General features: G+C 59.7%; 17 protein-coding genes. 12 read left to right on the top strand and 5 right to left on the bottom strand.

The features are described 5' to 3' along the window. Window positions 1-7 precede the first annotated feature (7 nt). The 5 genes from ACX3M4_RS04630 to motA all read right to left on the bottom strand — a co-directional run bounded on the left by ACX3M4_RS04630 (window position 8) and on the right by motA (window position 3,933). Window positions 8-1,072, bottom strand: a complete 1,065-nt coding sequence (locus ACX3M4_RS04630; protein ID WP_459357422.1) for a flagellar motor switch protein FliG — start codon at window positions 1,070-1,072, stop codon at window positions 8-10. Between the two features lie 65 nt (window positions 1,073-1,137). Further along, a complete protein-coding gene (gene fliN / locus ACX3M4_RS04625) occupies window positions 1,138-1,530 on the bottom strand; it encodes a flagellar motor switch protein FliN (RefSeq protein ID WP_459357421.1) in 393 nt (130 codons plus the stop codon). Beyond that, window positions 1,530-2,096, bottom strand: a complete 567-nt coding sequence (locus tag ACX3M4_RS04620; protein WP_459357420.1) for a hypothetical protein — start codon at window positions 2,094-2,096, stop codon at window positions 1,530-1,532. Before ACX3M4_RS04620 ends, fliN begins: the two co-directional genes overlap by 1 nt. Continuing rightward, window positions 2,077-3,036, bottom strand: a complete 960-nt coding sequence (locus ACX3M4_RS04615) for a flagellar motor switch protein FliM (protein ID WP_459357419.1) — start codon at window positions 3,034-3,036, stop codon at window positions 2,077-2,079. The genes ACX3M4_RS04620 and ACX3M4_RS04615 overlap by 20 nt, the downstream gene beginning before the upstream one ends. A gap of 3 nt (window positions 3,037-3,039) precedes the next feature. After that, window positions 3,040-3,933, bottom strand: a complete 894-nt coding sequence (gene motA / locus ACX3M4_RS04610; protein WP_459357418.1) for a flagellar motor stator protein MotA — start codon at window positions 3,931-3,933, stop codon at window positions 3,040-3,042. A gap of 186 nt (window positions 3,934-4,119) precedes the next feature. On the opposite strand from motA, the gene ACX3M4_RS04605 reads away from it, so the two are divergent. From ACX3M4_RS04605 to ACX3M4_RS04550, 12 genes are all read left to right on the top strand, one after another. Continuing rightward, window positions 4,120-4,908 (top strand): DUF1217 domain-containing protein, encoded by a 789-nt coding sequence (locus ACX3M4_RS04605; RefSeq protein WP_459357417.1) that lies wholly within the window; start codon window positions 4,120-4,122, stop codon window positions 4,906-4,908. Window positions 4,909-4,911: 3 nt separating this feature from the next. Next, window positions 4,912-5,643 carry a flagellar basal-body rod protein FlgF gene (gene flgF / locus ACX3M4_RS04600; RefSeq protein WP_459357416.1) on the top strand — a complete coding sequence of 244 codons (732 nt, stop codon included), beginning with the start codon at window positions 4,912-4,914 and terminating at the stop codon, window positions 5,641-5,643. Continuing rightward, on the top strand, window positions 5,640-6,419 hold the full coding sequence (locus ACX3M4_RS04595; RefSeq protein ID WP_459357415.1) for a hypothetical protein: 780 nt from the start codon (window positions 5,640-5,642) through the stop codon (window positions 6,417-6,419). The genes flgF and ACX3M4_RS04595 overlap by 4 nt, the downstream gene beginning before the upstream one ends. Continuing rightward, window positions 6,388-7,734: a FliI/YscN family ATPase gene (locus ACX3M4_RS04590; protein ID WP_459357414.1), complete on the top strand. Its 1,347-nt coding sequence runs from the start codon at window positions 6,388-6,390 to the stop codon at window positions 7,732-7,734. The genes ACX3M4_RS04595 and ACX3M4_RS04590 overlap by 32 nt, the downstream gene beginning before the upstream one ends. 326 nt (window positions 7,735-8,060) lie before the next feature. After that, window positions 8,061-8,834 (top strand): winged helix-turn-helix domain-containing protein, encoded by a 774-nt coding sequence (locus ACX3M4_RS04585; RefSeq protein WP_459357413.1) that lies wholly within the window; start codon window positions 8,061-8,063, stop codon window positions 8,832-8,834. A gap of 452 nt (window positions 8,835-9,286) precedes the next feature. Then, window positions 9,287-10,888, top strand: a complete 1,602-nt coding sequence (locus tag ACX3M4_RS04580) for a sensor histidine kinase (RefSeq protein ID WP_459357412.1) — start codon at window positions 9,287-9,289, stop codon at window positions 10,886-10,888. Between the two features lies 1 nt (window position 10,889). Beyond that, window positions 10,890-13,133 (top strand): EAL domain-containing response regulator, encoded by a 2,244-nt coding sequence (locus ACX3M4_RS04575; RefSeq protein ID WP_459357411.1) that lies wholly within the window; start codon window positions 10,890-10,892, stop codon window positions 13,131-13,133. Window positions 13,134-13,402: 269 nt separating this feature from the next. After that, entirely contained in the window at window positions 13,403-14,104 is a 702-nt protein-coding gene (locus tag ACX3M4_RS04570; protein WP_459357410.1) for an SRPBCC family protein, read from the top strand. Between the two features lie 235 nt (window positions 14,105-14,339). Beyond that, window positions 14,340-14,831, top strand: a complete 492-nt coding sequence (locus ACX3M4_RS04565; RefSeq protein WP_459357409.1) for a (2Fe-2S)-binding protein — start codon at window positions 14,340-14,342, stop codon at window positions 14,829-14,831. Between the two features lie 209 nt (window positions 14,832-15,040). Then, window positions 15,041-17,401, top strand: coding sequence for a xanthine dehydrogenase family protein molybdopterin-binding subunit (locus ACX3M4_RS04560; RefSeq protein ID WP_459357408.1), 2,361 nt, complete (start codon window positions 15,041-15,043; stop codon window positions 17,399-17,401). Window positions 17,402-17,470: 69 nt separating this feature from the next. Continuing rightward, window positions 17,471-18,271, top strand: coding sequence for an FAD binding domain-containing protein (locus ACX3M4_RS04555; protein ID WP_459357407.1), 801 nt, complete (start codon window positions 17,471-17,473; stop codon window positions 18,269-18,271). 455 nt (window positions 18,272-18,726) lie between these two features. Continuing rightward, window positions 18,727-20,421, top strand: coding sequence for a type I secretion system permease/ATPase (locus tag ACX3M4_RS04550; protein WP_459357406.1), 1,695 nt, complete (start codon window positions 18,727-18,729; stop codon window positions 20,419-20,421).

Raw genomic sequence — 20,421 nt, 5'->3', positions numbered from 1 at the left:
GCGGATGTCAGGCGAAAAAGGCTCCCTCGTCCTGTTTCGGATTGAGTTCGATCTCACCCCGGGCCGCCATTTCCAGTGCCAGGTTGGTGATGGTGCTGCGGGCGTCCAGGACATCGCGCTGCGCCGCCGGTTCGCCGGCTGCCAGCTCGTGCTCGGCAATGCGCCGGGCGCGCGAGGTCAGCGACGACAGGATCACTTCCCGGAACTGTCCGTTGGTGCCCTTCAGCGCCAGCACGATACGGTCCGTCGGAATCTGGTCGAAGATTGCCATGCGGGTGCGGGCGTTGAGGTTGGTGATATCGTCGAAGGTGAAGAGCAGCCCCTTCAGGAGTTCGGCCGTCTTCGGTTTCACTTCGTTGAGGTTTTCCAGCGCGTCTTCCATATGCTCGCGGTCCATCTTGTTGAGGATGTCGGCCATGCGTGCATGGCTGTCCGCCTCCAGCGTGCCGGAGAGGTTCAGCATGAAGTCCTCATGCATGGTCTTTTCCACGTCACGCATGATCTCCGGCACGACCGCCTTGATGGACAGCATACGCCGGACCAGCGAATTGCGGGTCTGGGCATTGATCTGGCCGAGAACCTTGGCGGCCGCGCTCGGCTTGATCTTGGTCAGGATCAGCGCCGCGGTCTGCGGATGTTCCTTCAGCAGGTAATTGGCGAAGACAGTTTCGGATACTGTCGTCAACCGGTCCCAGATCGAGCGGTTCGAATTGCCGAGGACGTCCGACATGATGTCGGCGAGCTGGTCTTCGGGCAGGACACCCTCCAGCATCTTTTCCACCTCGTTGGCAGAACCATAGAGCGTCGTGCCGGTCGAGAACTGCTGGATGAATTCTTCCGCCAGCCGGTCAAGTTCCTCCGAGGCGACCGTGCCGAGCTGGGCGGCGCAAACGGTGATCATGCGGATTTCTTCCTGGTCGAAGTGCCGGAGCAGCTTCTGGGAACTGGTCCTGCCCAGAGACAGCAGCAGGGCGGCGACCCGCTGGACGCCGTTGAGGCGGCGGGCGGGCGGTGTCGGGGGTCTCGCAAGTTGCGCAGCGGTCGCGGCGGCGGCGTTGGCGGAGCTCGTCATGATCACTTCATTCCTGGAAAGTCAGCTTGGAAAAGATTGGGGGACGGGACCGGATGGCCCCGGCCTCACATCTCCAGGGCGCCGGCCTGGGCGCTGATGATTTCGGTGAGGGAGACACCGAAACGGGAATTGTCATCCTCCACCACCACGACCTCGCCGCGGGCGATGACACGGCCGTTTACGACGATGTCGATCGGCTCGCCGACGCGGTGGTTCAGCGGAATGACGGCGCCGCGGCCAAGCTTCAGAAGGTTGGAGACCAGCATGGTCGCAGACCCCAGTACCACCTGGATGTTCACCGGAATTCCGAGGATGGTGTCGAGATTGCGATCGTCGCCGATGGTCTCCCCGGCGCGGTCTTTCTCCGGCGCTTCGACTTTTGCGAAGTTGGTGGCGTCGGCCGGGCGGGTCTTCGGGGACTTTTCGCTGTCGATGTGATCGATGATCGTGTCGGACATTACATCTTATCCTTCTGGTTCATGGAGACGGTGCGGAACGGGCTCTGCAGCGTGTTGTCGATACGGTGGATGCGGGTCTGCACCTGCTGCACGGGCTGGCCGCGATGGATCGTCGGCTCCTTGCGAGCAGAGGTCTGGACAGCGACGGGCAGCCCGCCACGGTCGGACGTCAGGTCGTCTTCGAAAAGCTCCAGGTCGTCGCGGACAGGTTCAAAACGTTTCGGTGTCTGCAGCGTTGCCGTTGCCTTGGAGAGTTCCTTCAACTCCGCCTTCAGCACGGATTGCTGGCGCTTGGCTTCCCGGGTCAGCCCATCGATCTCGGCGATCAGCTCGCGCGCATCGTCCATGCGGCTGCCGAGGGCGTTGAGGATCTGGGCGCCCTTGACGTTGATTTCCTGGATCGACACCTCGATGCCGTCGAGCGCCAGGGCGGTCTGATCGAAGATGCGCTGGTAGTCCTCGTGAAAGGTCCCAAGCCGGCGCAGCTCCCGGTGCATAATCAGCATCCGCACCGTGGTCGCGACCAGCGCGATCAGGAGGACGCCATCAACGATTGCGGAGATCATCGAACAGATCCTTTTCTTCCTCATGGATGAGTTCATCGATCTGCAACGTGTAGGAGCCGTTCAGCTGGCCGAGCTGGCAGGTGAAGATCGGCTGCTCGTTGCAGGCGAGGGTGACTGGAGAGCGCGCGGTTGCCTGGAGCTCGATGACCTGGCCGACCCTAAGGTCCGCGAGATCGCCAAGAGACATTTCGCGTTCTTCCAAAATGGCTTCCAACTTGACTTCCGTCCGCTGGATTTCGTTGTGGAAATGCTGGGTCCACTGCTTGTCGCGGCTCGACATTTCGCCGGACAGAACCTGGGAGAGGCGCTGGCGCAGCGGGTTCAGCGTCGAATGCGGCATGACGATGAAAACCTCGCCGCCGCGGCCAATGGCCTGTTGCAGCAGCCGGGCCACCACCGCCGGATTGTTGCGCCGGCCGACGACGGCAAAGTCCATGCGGCTTTCGATCCGCTCGATCTTCATCGTCGTCTCGGCAATCGGGGCGAAGCTCTCCGCAAGCGCCTTCGCGGCAACCTCGAACATCGTCCGGGCAATGCGGGTCTCAATGTTCGAGAAGGGCCGTTCGTCGTCGATCGGGGGTTCGGTACCGTCGGCGCCGAAGAGCACGTCGACCAGGGTAAAGATGAAATCCCGGTCGAAACCCACCAGCACGCGGGCGTCCCATTCGGGCGAATAGAGCACGGCGACAAGGGCGTTGGATTCGAACTCGTCGAGCACGTCGCCGATGCGGTTGTTCTCCACGTAGCTCACCGAAATATAGGACGGCGAGGGTGACTTCTGACGCATGGCATCGGCCATCAGGCGGGCCATGCGGTCGAAGACCACCGGAAGCATCGGCAGGCGGTCGACGGAGATGCCGGCGGCGTCCAGCAGGCGGTCGGCGATCATCGCGCGTTCGGAACTGGAGGCCTTTGAGCTGGCGGTCGCTGCTTCAATCATGGCTTAGGCGGCTCCCTGCAGGTCCTGGACATTGTCGGCACCGGCACCGGCGCTCATGGTCTCGTTTTCCACTTCGTCGATGGTCGGACGGTCATAGTCGGAGATCGTTTTGCGGCCGTGCTCCAGGGCGATCTGCGGGTCTGCACCGTTCATGAAGGCAAGCAAGGTCTGCTTGACGACGATGTAGGTGCGCATCCGGGCCTCGCGGACACTGCGGATCTTGGTCGCGATCGGACCGAACAGCGAATAGGAGAAGAAGATGCCGACGAACGTACCGACGAGCGCGGCGCCGATGAGGCTGCCGAGAAGCTGCGGCGACTGGTCGATGGCGCCCATAGCCTTGATGACACCGAGCACCGCGGCAATGATGCCGATGGCAGGCAGTGCATCCGCGATGCTGCTCATGGCGTGGAACGGCTTCATCTGGTCGCGGTGGATCGTATGCAGTTCCTCGTCCACCAGCGCCTCGATTTCATGGGCGCGGGCATTGCCGACGATGATCAGGCGGAAGTAGTCGCAGATGAAGGTCGTCAGGTTGGCATTGCGAAGGACCGAAGGGTACTTCTGGAAGATCGGCGAAGTGTTCGGATCCTCGATATGCGGCTCGACCTGGTTTCGGCCCTTGGCGCGTAATTCGCGCATAAGGCCGTAAAGCAGCGCCAGGACGTCGAGATATTCGCGCTTGTTCGGAACGGCGTTGCGCAGCGCGTCGGTGACAGCAACAACAGTGCCCTTGATCACCTTCATCGGGTTGGCAACGACAAAGGCGCCGATGGCGACACCGAGGATGATGACGAGTTCCCATGGCTGCCACAGCACGGAGACCTTGCCTCCGAGCGCGGCGAAACCGCCGATAAGGGACGCGCCGGCAATGATCAGGCCGATTAGAATAGTCACCTAACAGCTCCCATTTGGTGCGAAGTTCAATTCATGTCGGGAGGACGCTAGACAGCGAGACTTGTCCGAAGCTGACGCGCTGGAGGGCGGCGAGAATCTCGTTTGCCGTCAGCCTGGCGTAAGCTTTGGCAGGGATGGTTTCCCCAACGCCTGCCCGCTGATGGGCTCTCGAACGGGAAGAACGCCATGATCAACACGTTGACGCAGGTTCAACTGGTCAGAACCAATATGGAGCGCTCGCTGAAGACGGTGGCCACCGACCCGATGGTGGAACGCCAGAGCGCGTATTACCTGGAGAACATCCGCAATATTAAGTCCATCGACGACTTCCTCGCCGACGACCGGATCTTCAACTATGCGATGACGGCCATGGGCCTGGAAGACATGACCTACGCCAAGGCCTTCATGCGCAAGGTGCTGGAAGAGGGCACGGACGACCGCGAGGCCTTTGCCAACCAGCTAGCCGACACAAAATACAAGAAATTCGCTGAAGTCTTCAATTTCAAGCGCTACGGCGAGACAACGACGTCCTTTTCCAGAACCCAGGACGCGATCGTGGCGAAATTCCACCGGCAGACTCTGGAAGTACGCGAGGGCGAACAGAACCAGGGAGTCCGTCTGGCACTCTATTTCGAACGCCGCGCGCCGGATATCACCAATGCCTATGACGTCCTGGCGGACCGGGCACTGTCCGAGGCGGTCTATACCTCGCTTGGCCTGCCGCAGGAATTCGCCATGTCCGACATCGACAAGCAGGCGGCTTATCTGGAGGAGCATCTCGACTTCGACAAGTTCGGCGATGCCGACTACCTGTCGAAGTTCCTCAACCGCTTCTCCGCCCTCTATGACCTCTCCAATGGTCCGGGCGGAGGGACCTCGCCGACGCTGGCGCTCTACGGCAACGGTCGCGCCATTGTCCAGATGGGTGAGGGGCTGCTCGCCAGCATCCAGAAATTTCGCCTCGGAGGCTTTTGATCCATGCAGGACGCTCTTTACGTCGCGCTTTCCGCACAGGTGGCGCTGTCCAACCGGCTCGAAACAGTGGCCCGCAATGTCGCCAACATGAATACGGCCGGATATCGCGCCGACGAGGTCAAATTCGCCGAGCTCATCTCCAAGGCCGGACAGGACAACGTGAGCTTTGCCACCGGCGGCGAGAAATACATCTCGCGTCAGGGCGGCAGCCTGAACAAGACGGACAATCCGCTTGATCTTGCCGTCGAGGGAGAAGCCTGGTTCGCGATCCGCGATGCCGGGGGCAGGGTATCCTATACCCGCGACGGCCGCCTGGAGATTGGCCAGGACGGGACGCTACGCACCCTTACGGGCCAGCAGATCCTTGGAACAGGCGGCCAGGCGATCTCGCTCGATCCGGACGGCGGCATGCCGCTGATCACCCAGTCAGGCGAGATTTCGCAAGGGGACGTTGGCGTCGTCGGACAGGTCGGTCTGTTCCTGATCCCGGAAGACGCACAGCTCACCCGGGCCGAGAATTCAGCAGTCATCCCGGACAAACCTGTTACGCCGGTCCAGACCTACGACCGGAACGGCGTGCGCCAGGGATATGTGGAAGGTGCGAACATCAATCCGGTGCGGGAAATGACCAAGATGATCATGATCTCGCGCGCCTTTGAAAGCGCCACCAAGATGATCGACGGCAGTAACGAGAGCCAGGAGAAGGCGATCCGGGAACTCGGAGCCACGTCATGACGGCGGTGGAAGGCGTTCAGTCCACCGGCCGGCCCCTGGATCTGGCAGCGGCAATGCAAGGGCCAGGAACCGCGAAAGAGCCAAAGCCTGCGCGAAATGCTGCTGTTGCCGAAGACAAAGGCTCGTCCTTCAGTTTCGGCGACTTCATCGATGTCATCAATCCCTTGCAGCATATCCCGGGTGTTGCCGAACTTTATCGCGCGGTCACCAATGACAGGATCTCGGACGAAGCCCGCAAGACGGGCAATGCCCTCTATGGCTTTGCACTCGGAGGTCCCGTCGGCCTGGGGGCGATGCTCGCCTATAATGCAGTTGGGGACCGGTTCAAGGGGCCGGCTGAACCATCGGCAGGCAACTCGGCTACGCTAGCAGAAGTGCATACGCCCGAACCGGTGACTGAACAGTCTGAAGTCCCCGTTCCGGCACCTAAGCCCTCACTTGATCCAGACAGGTCACCGGCTATGAGCGAAGTGACGTCTCAGATGCTTCTGGGTGAGACTGTGGCTTCGACCGGTGCAAAACAAGCGCTGGCCGACGCGCCGGCTCTAGCAAATCTGCTGACCGGCGGGAACGCGGACAAGCCCGTGCGTGACGGCAACGGATCCTCGGTCTCGTACCTCGATCTTCCCCCAAAGTTGGAAGAGGCGAAACCGGTTCTACCCGACAAAGCCGGGCTGGACAGCCTCGCCGCCCACAAGGCCAATCATCTGCCGCTTGATGTTTTGAAAGCTCTTCAGGAACGCCATGCCCAACGCTCCGCATCTGAACGCACTTGACCAGATTTCGGCTTCGCTGGCCGCGCTTGATACGGAAACCGGACCGGTCAAATTGAGCGGACGGGTCACGCAGGTTTCGACGGAAGCGATACGCGTCTCCGGTCTGTCTCGCGTTGTCTGCCTTGGAGATCTGGTGCAGTTCGAAGGCCGGGCGGGGATCCGCCAGGGCGAGATTATCCGGCTCGACCAGAAGGATGTGGTGATCAAGCCGCTTGAGCGGGTCACGGATATCGGCATCGGCAGCGTTGCCTCCGTCATGGGCGGCTTTGCCATTCACCCGGACATGAGCTGGCGTGGCCGCATCATCAACGCACTTGGCGAACCGATCGACGAGGCCGGGCCGCTGGCTCACGGGGTTGAGGCCTTCCTGCTTGACCGGGCACCGCCGCCAGCGATGAACCGGGCGAAGATCTCCGAGGGCGTTCGCACGGGTGTGCGGGTGATCGACCTCTTCACGCCGCTTTGCGTCGGCCAGCGCGTCGGCGTTTTCGCCGGCTCCGGCGTCGGCAAATCCACCTTGCTCGGCATGCTCGCCGGTTTTGGCGATTTTGACACGGTGGTCGTCGGCCTCGTCGGCGAGCGTGGACGCGAGGTGCGCGAATTCATCGACGATATCCTGGGTGAGACCCTTGCCAATTCGGTCGTCGTCGCCTCAACCGGCGATGAAAGTGCCATGCAGCGCCGTCTTGCGCCCAAAACGGCGATGAGTGTTGCCGAATATTTCCGCGCGCAGGGTCACAAGGTGCTGCTCATTCTGGATTCGGCGACACGCTTTGCCCATGCCGCGCGCGATGTGGCCCTGGCTGCGGGGGAACCGCCTGTCGCGCGCGGCTATCCGCCAAGCGTCTTTGCCGATCTTGCGCGCCTTATCGAGCGGGCCGGTCCCGGGAGCAGCGGCGAGGGGTCGATAACGGGAATATTCTCGGTGCTCGTCGATGGAGACGATCACAACGATCCGGTTTCTGACACGATCCGGGGACTTCTGGACGGGCATATTGTGCTGGACCGGCAGATCGCCGAATCCGGCCGTTACCCGCCTGTCAGCGTCCTGAAGTCCACCTCACGCCTTGCCGATCGCGCGTGGACCCGTGACCAGCAGGAGCTGATCCACCGCATCAAGGGTCTGATTTCCCACTACGAGGACACCAAAGACCTTCGGCTCATGGGTGGCTTTCAGATTTCCGGGGACGAGAAACTGGAGAAAGCTTGCCGGCTCGTACCGAAAATCTACGAGGCGTTGCGACAGCGATCCGATCAGGTTGCACCGTCCGATCCCTTCGCGGATTTGGCAGCGGCATTGGCTGCCGATACGTAAACCATTTTCCACATTTAAAGTATAAACTTTGAAATGCTGCTTTTTCTGGCGGCGTTTTTTGTATATATCTGGATTAAATCCTAATGAAGATCGCGGAAATCGGCGATTTTGTAATTTTATTAAACTTTTCTCTCAGTTTAGCCGCAAAGTCTGTGAGTTTTTATTTAGTTTTCCATGTGGATATATGAATTATCGATACCTTGAATTTCAAAATAGCTGCCCAGATAGGGAAGAAATGTTGACCTTGTGAAGCTCCAAAATTACGGATTCCATATTGGTAAATCCAAGGGGCTGACATGTTTATAATCGTGGACTCAAGAGAGATAGTGACCGCAGGCTATGCCTCGGCATTCGAGAGGGAAGGCTACGCCTCCCTGGAACTGCAACCATCTGAACTTCTAGACTGGCTGGAAATCACCTGCTCCCAGGATCTTGCATCGGTCGATGCAATCCTTCTGGGCGAGTGCGAGGACCGTTGCGGCTTTGTCGCCCCGATCCGCAGCCGTTGTCCGGAAGCCCAGATCGTTGCGCTGGAAGACACGGCCAATCTGGAAGGCACACTCGACCTGTTCTCCGCAGGGCTGGACGATGTGCTGAAGAAGCCTGTGCATGTCCGGGAAATCATTGCGCGGGTCGGTGCATTCCGGCGCCGGATCACGTCCCGGAACAACTCCGCGGGCACGGGGGCGATCGAAGTGTTCTTCGACGGCCGCGATCCGCTGGTTGGCGGCGACGTCATGGAACTGCCGCGCCGTGAGCGCCGCATTCTCGAATACCTTGTCAAGAACAAGGGGCGCCGGGTGACCAAGACCCAGATCTTCAACGCGGTCTATGGCGTCATGAATGACGGTGTTGACGAGTGTGTCGTCGAAAGTCACATCTCCAAGCTGCGTAAAAAACTGCGCAAGAAACTCGGATACGATGCCGTCGAATCCACCCGTTACATCGGCTACATGCTCAAGGACGCCGCGGCGCCGAAGCAGAAAGCAGCCGATTCCCGGCGTCTGGTTCAAGCGTCGCCCGCAACCTCCCACGCTGTCGAACTGCCGTCCGAAGCACGGGAGCCGACAAAGCCTTACCTTTCGGTTGTCAACGCCTGAGCCAAATAGCTTCATTAAATGAAGATCTTGCAAGGAGCTTAGGCGTGCGAAGGCAGCGATGGAGCGGACTGGCATGAGTATCTGCCGGAAACAATTGCATGATGCAATGCCGCTCGAAATCGTTGAAATCATCCGATTTACACAGCCAAGTCTTGACCGCTTACCAAGGTCTGCGGGGCTGTTTCAATTTACAATTGATTTTTATGGAAAATTTAGAAAACCTACCCAGAATACAAGGCACAGCGACGCCCTGATCACTTGGTCTTCGAAACCTGGATCGTTTGACTGGGGCAAGGGGCAAGGGGCAAGAGTGATGTGTCTGTGATGGCGAAATTAACGAGGCGGTCCGCGCCTGCGCTTCGGTGCTTACCCGTCTCCGGGAAATATCGAAACAATGCGATCTGCCGGATTTTCGTGCAACGGAACGGACACCATGAACTGAGGTGGGCGTCTTGACACTGAGCGGCAGTACGTCGTTGCCATACACACCCAAGGAGATGGGCCGCGCCAGCCTGTCCCGGACTTTCATTCTCTATACGCTCGGCCTTTTTGCCATTCTCGGCGTCATTTTCATCGGGATCCTGACAAAGATTACCTGGGATGCGTCCCACGCCCGCGCGATCCGCGTTACCGAAGCCTTCTTTCAGGCGACCAAGCGGCCTTTCGAACGCGCTATCTGGACCGTGAATGCCGATGCGACCTTGCAACTGATCCGGGGTCTGGAAAGCCTGGAAGTTGTCGAAAAGGTCTGGGTCGAGACACCGGATACAGGCAATTTCGGTGAGCCGGTGACAGGGCCGAGGGCTGCAGAGGCTCTCAGCTATACGTTGAATTCTCCCAGCACGATCCTCCACAAGGACGCGATCGGGCAGGTCTTTATTCTCATCGACCGCAATACAATTTCGTATGAGATTGTCTCCACGGTCGGTTTCATCGTGACCGCCATCATCATCTACCTGTTGCTTCTGGCGGTCGTGATCAGGACGGTTTTCCGGCGTCTGATAGGCCAGCCGCTTTCGGCGATCGTCGATTATCTGTCGACGCCCAGACTGATCGAGGATCCTCCCAAGGCGGAACTTATGCAGGGGCGGGCAGACGAGATCGGTATCCTGGCTGCAAGCCTGCAGTCGATGGTTCAACGCCGGCATCTGGATTTGCAAAAAATTCAAGAATACCAGACTAACCTTGAGGATCTGGTGGCCCACCGCACGGAACAGCTGAAGTTGGTGCAGGAAGAACTCATCCAGGCGGACAACCTTGCCGCGCTCGGTGCGCTTGTCGCCGGGGTTTCGCATGAACTGAACACACCGCTCGGCAACGCGCTTATGGCCGCAACCACGATCAAGGATTCCACGGTATACCTGCGCAGGGAACTGGATGAGCAGAAACTGAGCAAGGAAGCCCTTGAAAACGAGGTCGAGCGCATCTCCGAGACCGCCAGCATCATCGAGAAGACGCTCGGTCGCGCCCGCGACCTGGTCGGCAATTTCCGTCAGGTTGCCGTTGACCGTCAAAGCGAGAAGAAACGGTCCTTCAATTTCGACCACATCATTCGTGAGACCCTTGCAACCCTGCAGCCGACCATCAAGAAGACGCCCTTCTCGGTCGAGCTGGACCTTGGCGCGGATGAAATTGTCGACAGTTATCCGGGAGCTGTGAGCCAGCTGGTTTCCAACCTCGTGGAAAACGCGATCAAGCACGGTTACGAAGGGCGAAACGACGGTGTGATCAAACTGTCTTCACGTGTCGTTGTGTCCCGGGACAGGGGCAAGAACGGGACGGGGGAGAAAAAGATAGTCTTTAAGTGCAAGGATTCTGGTGTAGGAATCCCGGAGAAGAATCTCAAGAAAGTGTTCGAGCCTTTCTTTACGACCAAGTTCGGCAAAGGGGGATCGGGGTTAGGGATGGCGATTTGCTACCAATTGGTGACAGAAGCCTTGAACGGCACCATTTCCGTTTCCTCGACCGTCGGCACCGGCACGGAATTCACCATCGAATTTCCTGCGGTCTCAATGAAAGATGCCAAAAAAACGCTCGGACAGAAGGTGCACTGACATGGTGATGGATTTCCTCGCACCTTCCGAACCAGAGATCAAGAAAAGCACCAAATCGCCCTGGAAGATCCTGATTGTCGATGACGATCCGGACGTGCATGAAGTGACCAAGATAGCGGTCTCCGGCTGCATGTTCGAGAACCGTCCCTTCGAGTTGCTGCATGCCTTGTCCGCCCAGGAGGCCCGGCAGATCCTTGTCGAGCAGAACGACATTGCCGTTGCTCTCGTCGATGTCGTCATGGAAAGCGATACGGCGGGTCTTGGCCTTGTCAGCTGGATCCGGTCGGAACTTGAGAACCATTTCACGCGCCTGATCCTGCGTACCGGCCAACCGGGCTATGCGCCACAGGCCGACGTGATCATGAAGTTCGACATCGACGGCTATACCGAGAAGGCCGAACTTTCCAGGACCAAGCTCATCACAGCCATCATCACCGCGCTGCGCGGTTACAAGCTGGTGATGTCGCTGGAGATCAACCGCAGAAAGCTGAAGCAGCTCAACGAGCAATTTGCCGTAATTGTCGAGAAGAATGCTCTCAGCGAGTTCTCCTCCGCAGTGCTCAAGCATTTCGCCGATCTTGTCGGCCAGCCGGTCGATTGCCTGCTGTGCGGACTTGAGACATTGCCGGAATACGGAGCTTTCGACCGGTCGAACATTCGCGTTCTTGCGGCGACGGGTGACTATGAAGACAAGATCGACCTCCCCGTCGACGTGATCGGCGATGATACCATCCGTACCTCCGTGACACGCTGCATCGAGACGCATGCCACCTGTTCCTCGCCGAAGGGGGTTGCCCTGCCACTTGTTACGCGCAATGGCATGACCGGCGCGCTGTTTCTCGGCATGTCCGAGGAATTGATGGAGGAACTCGTTGGTGCGGAAGTTGTGCAGCTGTTTGTCTCGAATGTCGCGCTCGGCTATGAGAAGACGGGGCTGCTGGAGCACATTCGCAACCTGGCCTATGTCGACCGGGTCACCGGACTGTCGACCTTCTCCGGGTTCATCGAAACCTTCCAGCGCCATGCGGCTGCAGGCGCGCCGCTTCTGGTGGTTCACTCGGACATTCAAAGGTTCCGGGTTATCGTTGACGGCATCGGCGATGAAAAAGCCAGTGCCGTGCTGAAGCGGACCGGGCACAGGCTTTCCCAGACCTTTCCGGAAGCCCTGACGATTGCACGCAAGGAAAAGGACGAGTTTCTCATCCTGCTGAAAGGCGGTACCGCCGAGAAGATCCAGGATGTGGTCGCACGTGTGGAAGAAGCTTTTCAGGAACCGATTGCCCTCGACGACAACCAGATCACCTTGCGCATGCGGCTTGGTTTTGCTTCTGCGGAAAACGAAGACCAGAGCGCCGAGCAACTGGTGCGGTTCGCGTCGATAGCCTTGAATGATGTTCGCCAGAAAGGGCTGACCAACCACGCGGTTTTCCATCCGCTCATGCAGGAAGCCGCGTTCGAGCGGCTGCGCCTTGCCTCACTCCTGACGGGAACGAGCAATCAGACGGAATTCTCGGTTCATTACCAACCGATCATGCGGGCTCAGGACGAAAGCATCGCCTCTTTCGAGGCATTGATGCGCTTCCGCACGCCATCGGGAACCTTCCTCAATACGGCCAGGATGATCGAGGCGGCGGAGGCCAGCGGTCTGATCGGAGATATCGGTGCGTGGATGTTCAAGACATCCTTTGCCGAATTCAGCGGCATGCCGGGCATTGCCGATGACGTCCGTCTGAACGTGAATGTGTCGCCAAGGCAGGTGCAGACGAACCGGATCTACAAGGATATCGAGGACGCGTCTTCCGCGGCTGAGCTTCCCCTCGACCGGCTTGTGTTCGAGGTGACGGAGGGGCTCTTCCTGAGCAGCGACCAGGTAACGCTGTCGCTGTTGACCTGGCTGCGCAACAAGGGCGCGCGGGTCGTCATCGACGATTTCGGCACCGGCTACTCCTCCTTCAGCTATCTGCGCAAGCTGCCCGTCGACGGCATCAAGATTGACCGCAGCTTCATCATGAATATGGACCAGGACGCCGACGCACTGGCCGTTGTGAAATCGATAATAGCCGTCGCCCAGGCTCTCGATCTCAGCGTGACTGCGGAAGGGGTGGAGACGGTCGCGCAACGAAAAATCATGCAGGAACTCTCCTGCGACTATCTGCAGGGCTACCTTTATTCCAAGCCAATGTGCACGCGAGACCTTGATAGCTTCATTCAGAAAGCTGTCGAGCCGGGCGTCGCTTTCGGCTGACGGGTGCGGTGTCCGCCGCACTCTTTCTCTTTCGGAAAAAGAGTTTGTCCGGGACCTGAAACGCCCCGCAGCAGCGTTGTGACGAGCCTCTTGTTTCACCGGACTTTCGACAAGTCCGGCCAATCTGATCTGCCTGTCATATAAGCGATTGAATATTTGCACGAAACACGTTCTCATGGGGCAAAGTGTTTTGGCACTGGCATCGCCGGGCAAGAGCATTACCTAATCGATTGCATAAATCGCCAAAGAGCGACTTGGGGAGAGAACATATGGATATGAGTGGCTCCCACCGGATTCCGGCCAAACGGGAAACCGTCTGGGAGGCGTTGAACGATCCGGAGGTTCTGAAGGCCTGCATTCCCGGCTGCGAAAGCCTGGAGAAGACATCCGACACCGAGATGACTGCCGCCGTGACATCGAAGATCGGCCCGGTCAAGGCCAAGTTTACCGGCGCTGTCACCTTGGAAAACATCAATCCGCCAGAGAGTTACACGATCTCCGGTGAAGGCAAGGGCGGCGTTGCCGGTTTTGCGAAAGGCTCTGCCGATGTCCGGCTGACGGAGGAGGGGGACGAGACCGTCCTGACCTATGAGGCTAAGGCCCAGGTCGGTGGCAAGCTTGCTCAGCTCGGCAGCCGGTTGATCGACTCCACCGCGAAGAAAATGGCCGAGGAATTCTTCACCAAATTCTCCGACATGGTCGGTGGAGCGGCAGGAGATGAGGGTTCCGAAGATCTCGAAGACGAGTTGGATCCGGGTCTAGCCGAAGAAGCCAAGCGGATCGCGATGGAGGATGCACCGCACGAGGTCATGCACGCGATCGAGGAGGCCGAGCATGCCGTTGAGGAGCGGCTGCACAAGGCGGAGGAAAACATCGAGGCCGCAGCCGGACGCAATTTTCTCGGCGGTCCGATGGTCTGGGGTCTCATTCTGGTCGCAGCACTGATTGTCGTGCTTGCTCTTGCAAGTTGACCGGATCGTCAAAATTTTGAAATGATCGGGATCTGACGGGCGTTTACGCGTCAGGTCCCGCGAAAAGAACACGGTGACAAGCCGGTATTTCGGATCAGTGGACAGGCAAACGTTTTCGATTGCATGTCCGGAACCTGGTCGGACCTAAGGTGTTGGATCAATCCGTCCGGGAGTTTTCGGACGAAGTCGGTTCCAAAAACTTTGGCTCAGGGAATTTCACGAGGGAGAGAAATTCATGTCGAAAGTATCGATGGTATTGAACGGCAAGACGGTTTCGGCGGATGTCGAAGACCGGACGCTGCTCGTATCGTTCATTCGCGACACGCGCGGGCTGACCGGCACTCATGTCGGCTGCGACACGTCGCAATGCGGTGCCTGCGTGGTGCATGTCAACGGCAAGGCGGTAAAGTCCTGCACGATGCTCGCCGCCCAGGCAAATGGCGCTGAAGTGGTCACGCTGGAAGGGATCGGCACAGCCGACAGCCTGCATCCGGTGCAAGCGGCCTTCCGCGAACATCACGGTCTTCAGTGCGGTTTCTGCACGCCGGGCATGATCATGACGGCCGTTGACATGATCAATCGTCACGGCCCCGGCAATCTCGACGAAAAGACGATCCGGCACGAGCTGGAAGGCAACATCTGCCGCTGCACCGGCTACCACAACATCGTAAAGGCGATCAAAGCCGCTTCCGACCAGATGGCCGGCATGGCCCAGGCCGCGGAATAACGGCGAACTCCCAAGCGTGATGCGCGGAAGGCTCCGCGCAGCAGGACGAAGGACCCATCAGCAGCTTGATGCCGGGAGGAACAGGTATCGGCCGGTTGACCGCCAGGTCCTGATGAGATGAGCGCCCGTAAAGGCGCATGCCGGCCCGTCCGGTACGAGGAGGATTTCCGGGAGAGGCGGTACCGGATCAGATAGTCTGGGAGAGAGAGATGGCAGTAGAGGGGATTGGTGCCCGCGCCCTGCGCAAGGAAGACAAGCGCTTCATCACGGGCAAGGGCAAATATACCGACGACATGACCATGCCCGGCATGGGATATGCCGCCTTCGTGCGTTCGCCGCACGCCCATGCAAAGGTGACGGGGATCGATGCCAGCGCCGCGCTTGCAATGCCCGGTGTCGATGCAGTTCTGACCGGCGACCAACTGGTCGGCGACGGCATCGGCAATCTGATCTGCGGCTGGATGATCCATTCCAAGGACGGCTCACCGATGAAAATGGGCGGCTGGCGCGCTCTGGAGCCGGAGATCGTGCGCCATGTCGGCCAGGCCGTTGCGGTCGTGGTTGCCGATACCCAGGCCCAGGCACGCGATGCCGCCGATGCAGTGGTTGTGGACTACGAGGAACTGCCCGCGGTGATCGATCCGCTGGCTGCCCTTCAGCCTGGCGCACCGCAGATCCATCCGGAAGCGGAAGGCAACCTGATCTACGACTGGGAGATCGGCGACGAAGCGGCCACAAATGACGCGTTTGCAAGGGCTGCCCATGTCACCCGCATGGAGATCCACAACAACCGCCTGGTTCCGAACGCCATGGAACCGCGCGCGGCGCTTGCCGGATACGATGCGGCCGAGGAGCATTATACGCTCTACACCACCTCGCAGAACCCGCATGTGGCCCGACTGGTGCTCTCGGCGTTCTACAACGTCGCTCCGGAACACAAGCTGCGTGTGATCGCGCCGGATGTCGGTGGCGGCTTCGGCTCCAAGATCTACATCTATCCGGAAGAAATGGTGTGCCTTTGGGCCTCCAAGCGCGTCGGCCGCCCGGTGAAATGGGTTTCCGATCGGACGGAAGCCTTCCTCACCGATGCCCATGGCCGCGATCACCGCTCGGAAGCCGAGCTGGCACTGGATGCGGACAACAAGATCCTTGGCCTCAGGGTCAAGACAGTCGCCAATCTCGGCGCCTACATGTCCCTGTTCTCATCGTCGGTTCCGACCTATCTCTATGCGACGCTGTTGTCGGGTCAGTACAATATCCCGGCGATCCATGCCAATGTGAAGACGGTCTACACCAACACGACGCCGGTGGATGCCTATCGCGGCGCCGGCCGGCCGGAAGCGACCTATCTTCTGGAACGGATCATGGAAACTGCGGCACGGGAAGTGGGGCTTGCCCCTGCAGAGTTCCGCCGCAAGAACTTCATCCGGTCATTCCCGCACCAGACGCCGGTCATCATGTGCTACGACGCCGGCGACTACGATGCGACGCTGGATGCAGCGCTTGCCGCCGCTGATTACAACGGCTTTGCTGCCCGCAAGGCGGAGGCTGCGTCGCGCGGCAAACTGCGCGGTATCGGTCTTTCCTGTTATATCGAGGCCTGCGGCATTGCACCGTCGGCAGCGGTCGGCTCGCTCGGTGCAGGTGTGGGCTTGTGGGAATCGGCGGAAGTGCGTGTGAACCCAGTCGGGACCATCGAAGTCCTGACAGGCTCACACAGTCATGGCCAGGGGCATGAAACCACCTTCGCCCAGCTGATCAGCGAGCGTTTCGGCCTCGACACCAACGCGGTTTCCATCGTTCATGGCGATACGGACAAGGTTCAGTTCGGCATGGGCACCTACGGCTCGCGCTCCGGCGCGGTCGGCATGTCTGCAATCGTCAAGGCGCTCGACAAGGTGGAGGCCAAGGCCAAGAAGATCGCAGCCCACTTGATGGAAGCCGCCGAGGGCGACATCCAGATCGAGGGAGGCGAACTGAAGGTGGCCGGCACCGACAAGAAGCTGTCCTTCACCGAAGTGGCACTTGCCGCCTACACGGCCCATAACCTTCCCGCAGGCATGGAACCGGGTCTGAAGGAAGGGGCCTTCTACGATCCGACCAACTTCACTTTCCCGGCAGGCACTTATGTCTGCGAAGTGGAAGTGGATCCGGACACGGGCCGGACGGAGATTGTCAACTTCGTCGCAGCCGACGACTTCGGCAACATCATCAACCCGATGATTGTCGAAGGTCAGGTGCACGGTGGAATTACCCAGGGCATCGGCCAGGCGCTTTTGGAAAATGCGGCCTATGACGAGAACGGCCAGCTGTTGACCGCGTCTTACATGGACTATTGCATGCCGCGCGCCGACAACGTGCCGTCCTACAGTCTGTCGACCCATGTGACTGCCTGCCCGGGCAACCCGCTTGGCATGAAGGGCTGCGGCGAGGCAGGTGCCATCGGTTCGCCGCCGGCGGTGATCAACGCGATCACCGACGCAATCGGCAACAACAGCCTGTCGATGCCGGCGTCGCCGGAAAAGGTCTGGGCGCTCTGCCAGGCCGGATTGCGGCAGGCGGCCGAATAGGGATCCGCGTAAATTTCCGGGCGGGGTCATCCGCCCGGCACAACAGTTCCATTTTCGGGGAGACCCAACATGTATGAAACGACGTATCACAAAGCCGGATCGGTCGCCGAAGCCGCGTCGCTGATGGCAAGTGCCGATGACGGCAAGTTCCTCGGCGGTGGCCAGACCCTGCTGCCGACCATGAAGCAACGGCTCGCCGCTCCGAGCGACCTGGTGGATGTCACCGGGATCGGGGGCATGAAAGGCATCCGGGCCGAAGGCGACGAAGTCGTCATTGGCGCGGCGACGACGCACTCGGAAGTCGCGTCCTCCGACATCGTCAGACAGAAGCTGCCGGGGCTGGCAACGCTTGCCGGCGGCATCGGCGATCCGGCGGTGCGCCACATGGGCACCATCGGCGGGTCGATCGCCAACAACGACCCGGCGGCGGACTATCCGGCCGGGCTGGTTGCGCTCGGTGCAACGGTCGTCACCAGCAAACGGGAACTGGCCGCGGAAGACTTCTTTACCGGCATGTTCGAAACCGCGCTGGACGACGATGAAATCGTGGTCGCGGTTAAATTCCCGGGCGCCTCCGCAAGTGCCTATGCCAAATACCCGAACCCGGCCTCGCGCTATGCAATGGCTGGCGTCTTCGTGGCCAAGGGCAATGACGGCTCCGTCCGGGTGGCGGTAACCGGGGCAGGTCAGGACGGGGTCTTCAGGATGTCGGCCATGGAATCTGCACTCGCCGGAAACTGGTCTCCTGAGGCTGTCGCAGGCCTTGCACCGGATGCGAACAATCTGCTGGCCGACATTCACGGCTCGGCGGCCTACCGGGCGAATCTGGTGACAGTCATGGCCAAACGCGCTGTGGCAGCTGCCAGCTAACTCCTTTGCTCCGCAACGGAAACAAAGCCCGGCCGGTATTCGGCCGGGCTTAACTATTTTTCATTACTTTTCCGAAGGCTGTCATAGTAATTTCACAGCCAGAATGCAGTCCGGTGCTTGTACCTCATTGCAAGCTAGAGCAAATCGCGTTTTATCGGAATCGCTTTTCGCTGTCTGAAATCAGAGATTTCAACGCAAAAAGCGATGCAAGACATTTCCAGTTAAACGCGACACGCTTTAGGCCGTAGGCAGGCTGTCAGGCCGTGTTAGATCACAGGGCTGTGCCTGTTGAGGAAAAGCACGTATTGCGTGTGTCAATTCGCGTGCATAGACAAAAACGATATCAAGCTATATGGGCTTGGTGTGGGCTGAGCGCCCTTCTCAGAATAACCGAGGACTTTATGGTTGGATCGAGGCAGAAGCACGCGAAAGCCCAGGCGGGAGGCGAAAATCCCGTGACCCAGGCTTTCCGGCCGATTTACTTGGCCTTCTGGGGCGTCGCGGTCGTCAGCTTCGTCATCAATGTCCTCATGCTCACGGGCCCTGTGTTCATGCTCCAGGTCTATGACCGGGTGCTTGCCAGCGGTTCGGTCCAGACCCTGATCGTGATCGGGGTCATGGCGATCATTCTCTATATTTTCTACGGTCTGCTTGAAGGTGTACGCAGCCGGTTGCTTGCTCGGCTCGGACAACGGGTCGATGCGCGGCTGTCGCCAATTGTCTACCGGGTCTCCAACGCTCTGCCTGTGCGGCTCGGCCGGCAGGCGGCCCGTTTGCGGCCTGTGCAGGATCTCGACACCGTACGGCAGTTTCTTTCCGGTCCGGGCCCGGCGGCGATCTTCGATATTCCCTGGCTGCCGCTCTATCTCGGGATTGTGTTTCTCTTCCATCCACTCCTGGGCTTCGTGGGACTCGCAGGCGCCATCATTATCATTGTGATGATCGGCCTCAATGAATTGATGTCGCGCGGACCGTCGGAAGAAGCCGCCGGTCATGCCGGCCGCCGGTCGGCCGATGTCGAGATCGGGCAGCGGAACTCAGAAGTCGTGACGGCGATGGGCATGCAGGATTCGCTGACCCGCCGTTGGAGTGCGCAGAACAACGACTATCTGTCGACGCAACGCCGTGCCACCGACCGGACCGGTCTCTTCGGCACAACGATCAAGACCATCCGGCTCGTTCTGCAGTCCGCGATCCTCGGCTTTGGGGCCTGGCTTGCGATCAAGCAGGAGATTTCCCCGGGCGTCATGATCGCCTCGTCCATCATGATCTCGCGTGCGCTGTCGCCGATCGAGCAGGCCGTTGCCCAGTGGCGCGGCTTCATTGCCAGCCGTCAGTCGCTGCGCCGTCTGCGGGAAGTGCTTCAGGCTGCCGAGGCAGAACCGGACAAGATGGATCTGCCTCTGCCGGCGAACAAGATTTCGGTGGAGCAGGTGTTCTGCGGCCCCTTCGGCGAGGTGCTGCCCTTTGTGCAGAACGTGTCACTGGAGCTGCAAGCAGGAGACGGTCTTGGAATTATCGGTCCGTCGGGATCCGGAAAATCCACTTTCGCCCGTGCCCTTGTCGGCGTCTCGCCGGCACTAAAAGGTGTGATCCGATATGACGGCGCCGAGCTTGGTCAGTGGCCGAGCAGCCGGCGGGGCGAGTTCATCGGCTATCTGCCTCAGGACCTGCAGCTCTTCGACGGCACGATTGCGGAAAACATCGCCAGGTTCCGTCCCGACAGTTCACCGGAACTGATTATCGAGGCCGCCAAACTTGCCGACGTGCACGATCTCATTGTCGGCCTTCCGGAGGGCTATAACACGGTGATCGGCCGTAGCGGCCGCCAGCTTTCCGCCGGGCAGCGCCAGCGCGTCGCCCTGGCCCGTGCACTTTATGGCAATCCTTTCCTTGTCGTCCTGGACGAACCGAATTCCAATCTGGACGCGGAAGGCGACGGCGCGCTGGCAGGAGCCGTCAAGGCGATGCGTGAGAAGGGCTCCATTGTCGTGGTGATTGCCCACCGGCCGAGCGCCATTGCGACGGTCGACAAGATCCTCTGTCTGAAGGACGGCAAGATGGCCGGATTTGGCCCCAAGGAAGAGGTGCTCAAACAGGTGGTGCAACCGGTCCAGCGTATGCGCGCTGGGGCAATTCCGGGAAGATAA

It is taken from the genome of Roseibium sp. M-1, assembly GCF_054515675.1.
The sequence above is the reverse complement of the archived record's forward strand: the minus strand, read 5'-3'. Positions and strand labels throughout refer to the sequence as shown.

Coding starts and splice junctions, on each gene's coding strand:
- ACX3M4_RS04630 (WP_459357422.1), bottom strand. CDS start 1,072: ATGACGAGCTCCGCCAACGCCGCCGCCGCGACCGCTGCGCAACTTGCG.
- fliN (WP_459357421.1), bottom strand. CDS start 1,530: ATGTCCGACACGATCATCGATCACATCGACAGCGAAAAGTCCCCGAAG.
- ACX3M4_RS04620 (WP_459357420.1), bottom strand. CDS start 2,096: ATGATCTCCGCAATCGTTGATGGCGTCCTCCTGATCGCGCTGGTCGCG.
- ACX3M4_RS04615 (WP_459357419.1), bottom strand. CDS start 3,036: ATGATTGAAGCAGCGACCGCCAGCTCAAAGGCCTCCAGTTCCGAACGC.
- ACX3M4_RS04605 (WP_459357417.1), top strand. CDS start 4,120: ATGATCAACACGTTGACGCAGGTTCAACTGGTCAGAACCAATATGGAG.
- flgF (WP_459357416.1), top strand. CDS start 4,912: ATGCAGGACGCTCTTTACGTCGCGCTTTCCGCACAGGTGGCGCTGTCC.
- ACX3M4_RS04595 (WP_459357415.1), top strand. CDS start 5,640: ATGACGGCGGTGGAAGGCGTTCAGTCCACCGGCCGGCCCCTGGATCTG.
- ACX3M4_RS04590 (WP_459357414.1), top strand. CDS start 6,388: ATGCCCAACGCTCCGCATCTGAACGCACTTGACCAGATTTCGGCTTCG.
- ACX3M4_RS04575 (WP_459357411.1), top strand. CDS start 10,890: ATGGTGATGGATTTCCTCGCACCTTCCGAACCAGAGATCAAGAAAAGC.
- ACX3M4_RS04570 (WP_459357410.1), top strand. CDS start 13,403: ATGGATATGAGTGGCTCCCACCGGATTCCGGCCAAACGGGAAACCGTC.
- ACX3M4_RS04565 (WP_459357409.1), top strand. CDS start 14,340: ATGTCGAAAGTATCGATGGTATTGAACGGCAAGACGGTTTCGGCGGAT.
- ACX3M4_RS04560 (WP_459357408.1), top strand. CDS start 15,041: ATGGCAGTAGAGGGGATTGGTGCCCGCGCCCTGCGCAAGGAAGACAAG.
- ACX3M4_RS04555 (WP_459357407.1), top strand. CDS start 17,471: ATGTATGAAACGACGTATCACAAAGCCGGATCGGTCGCCGAAGCCGCG.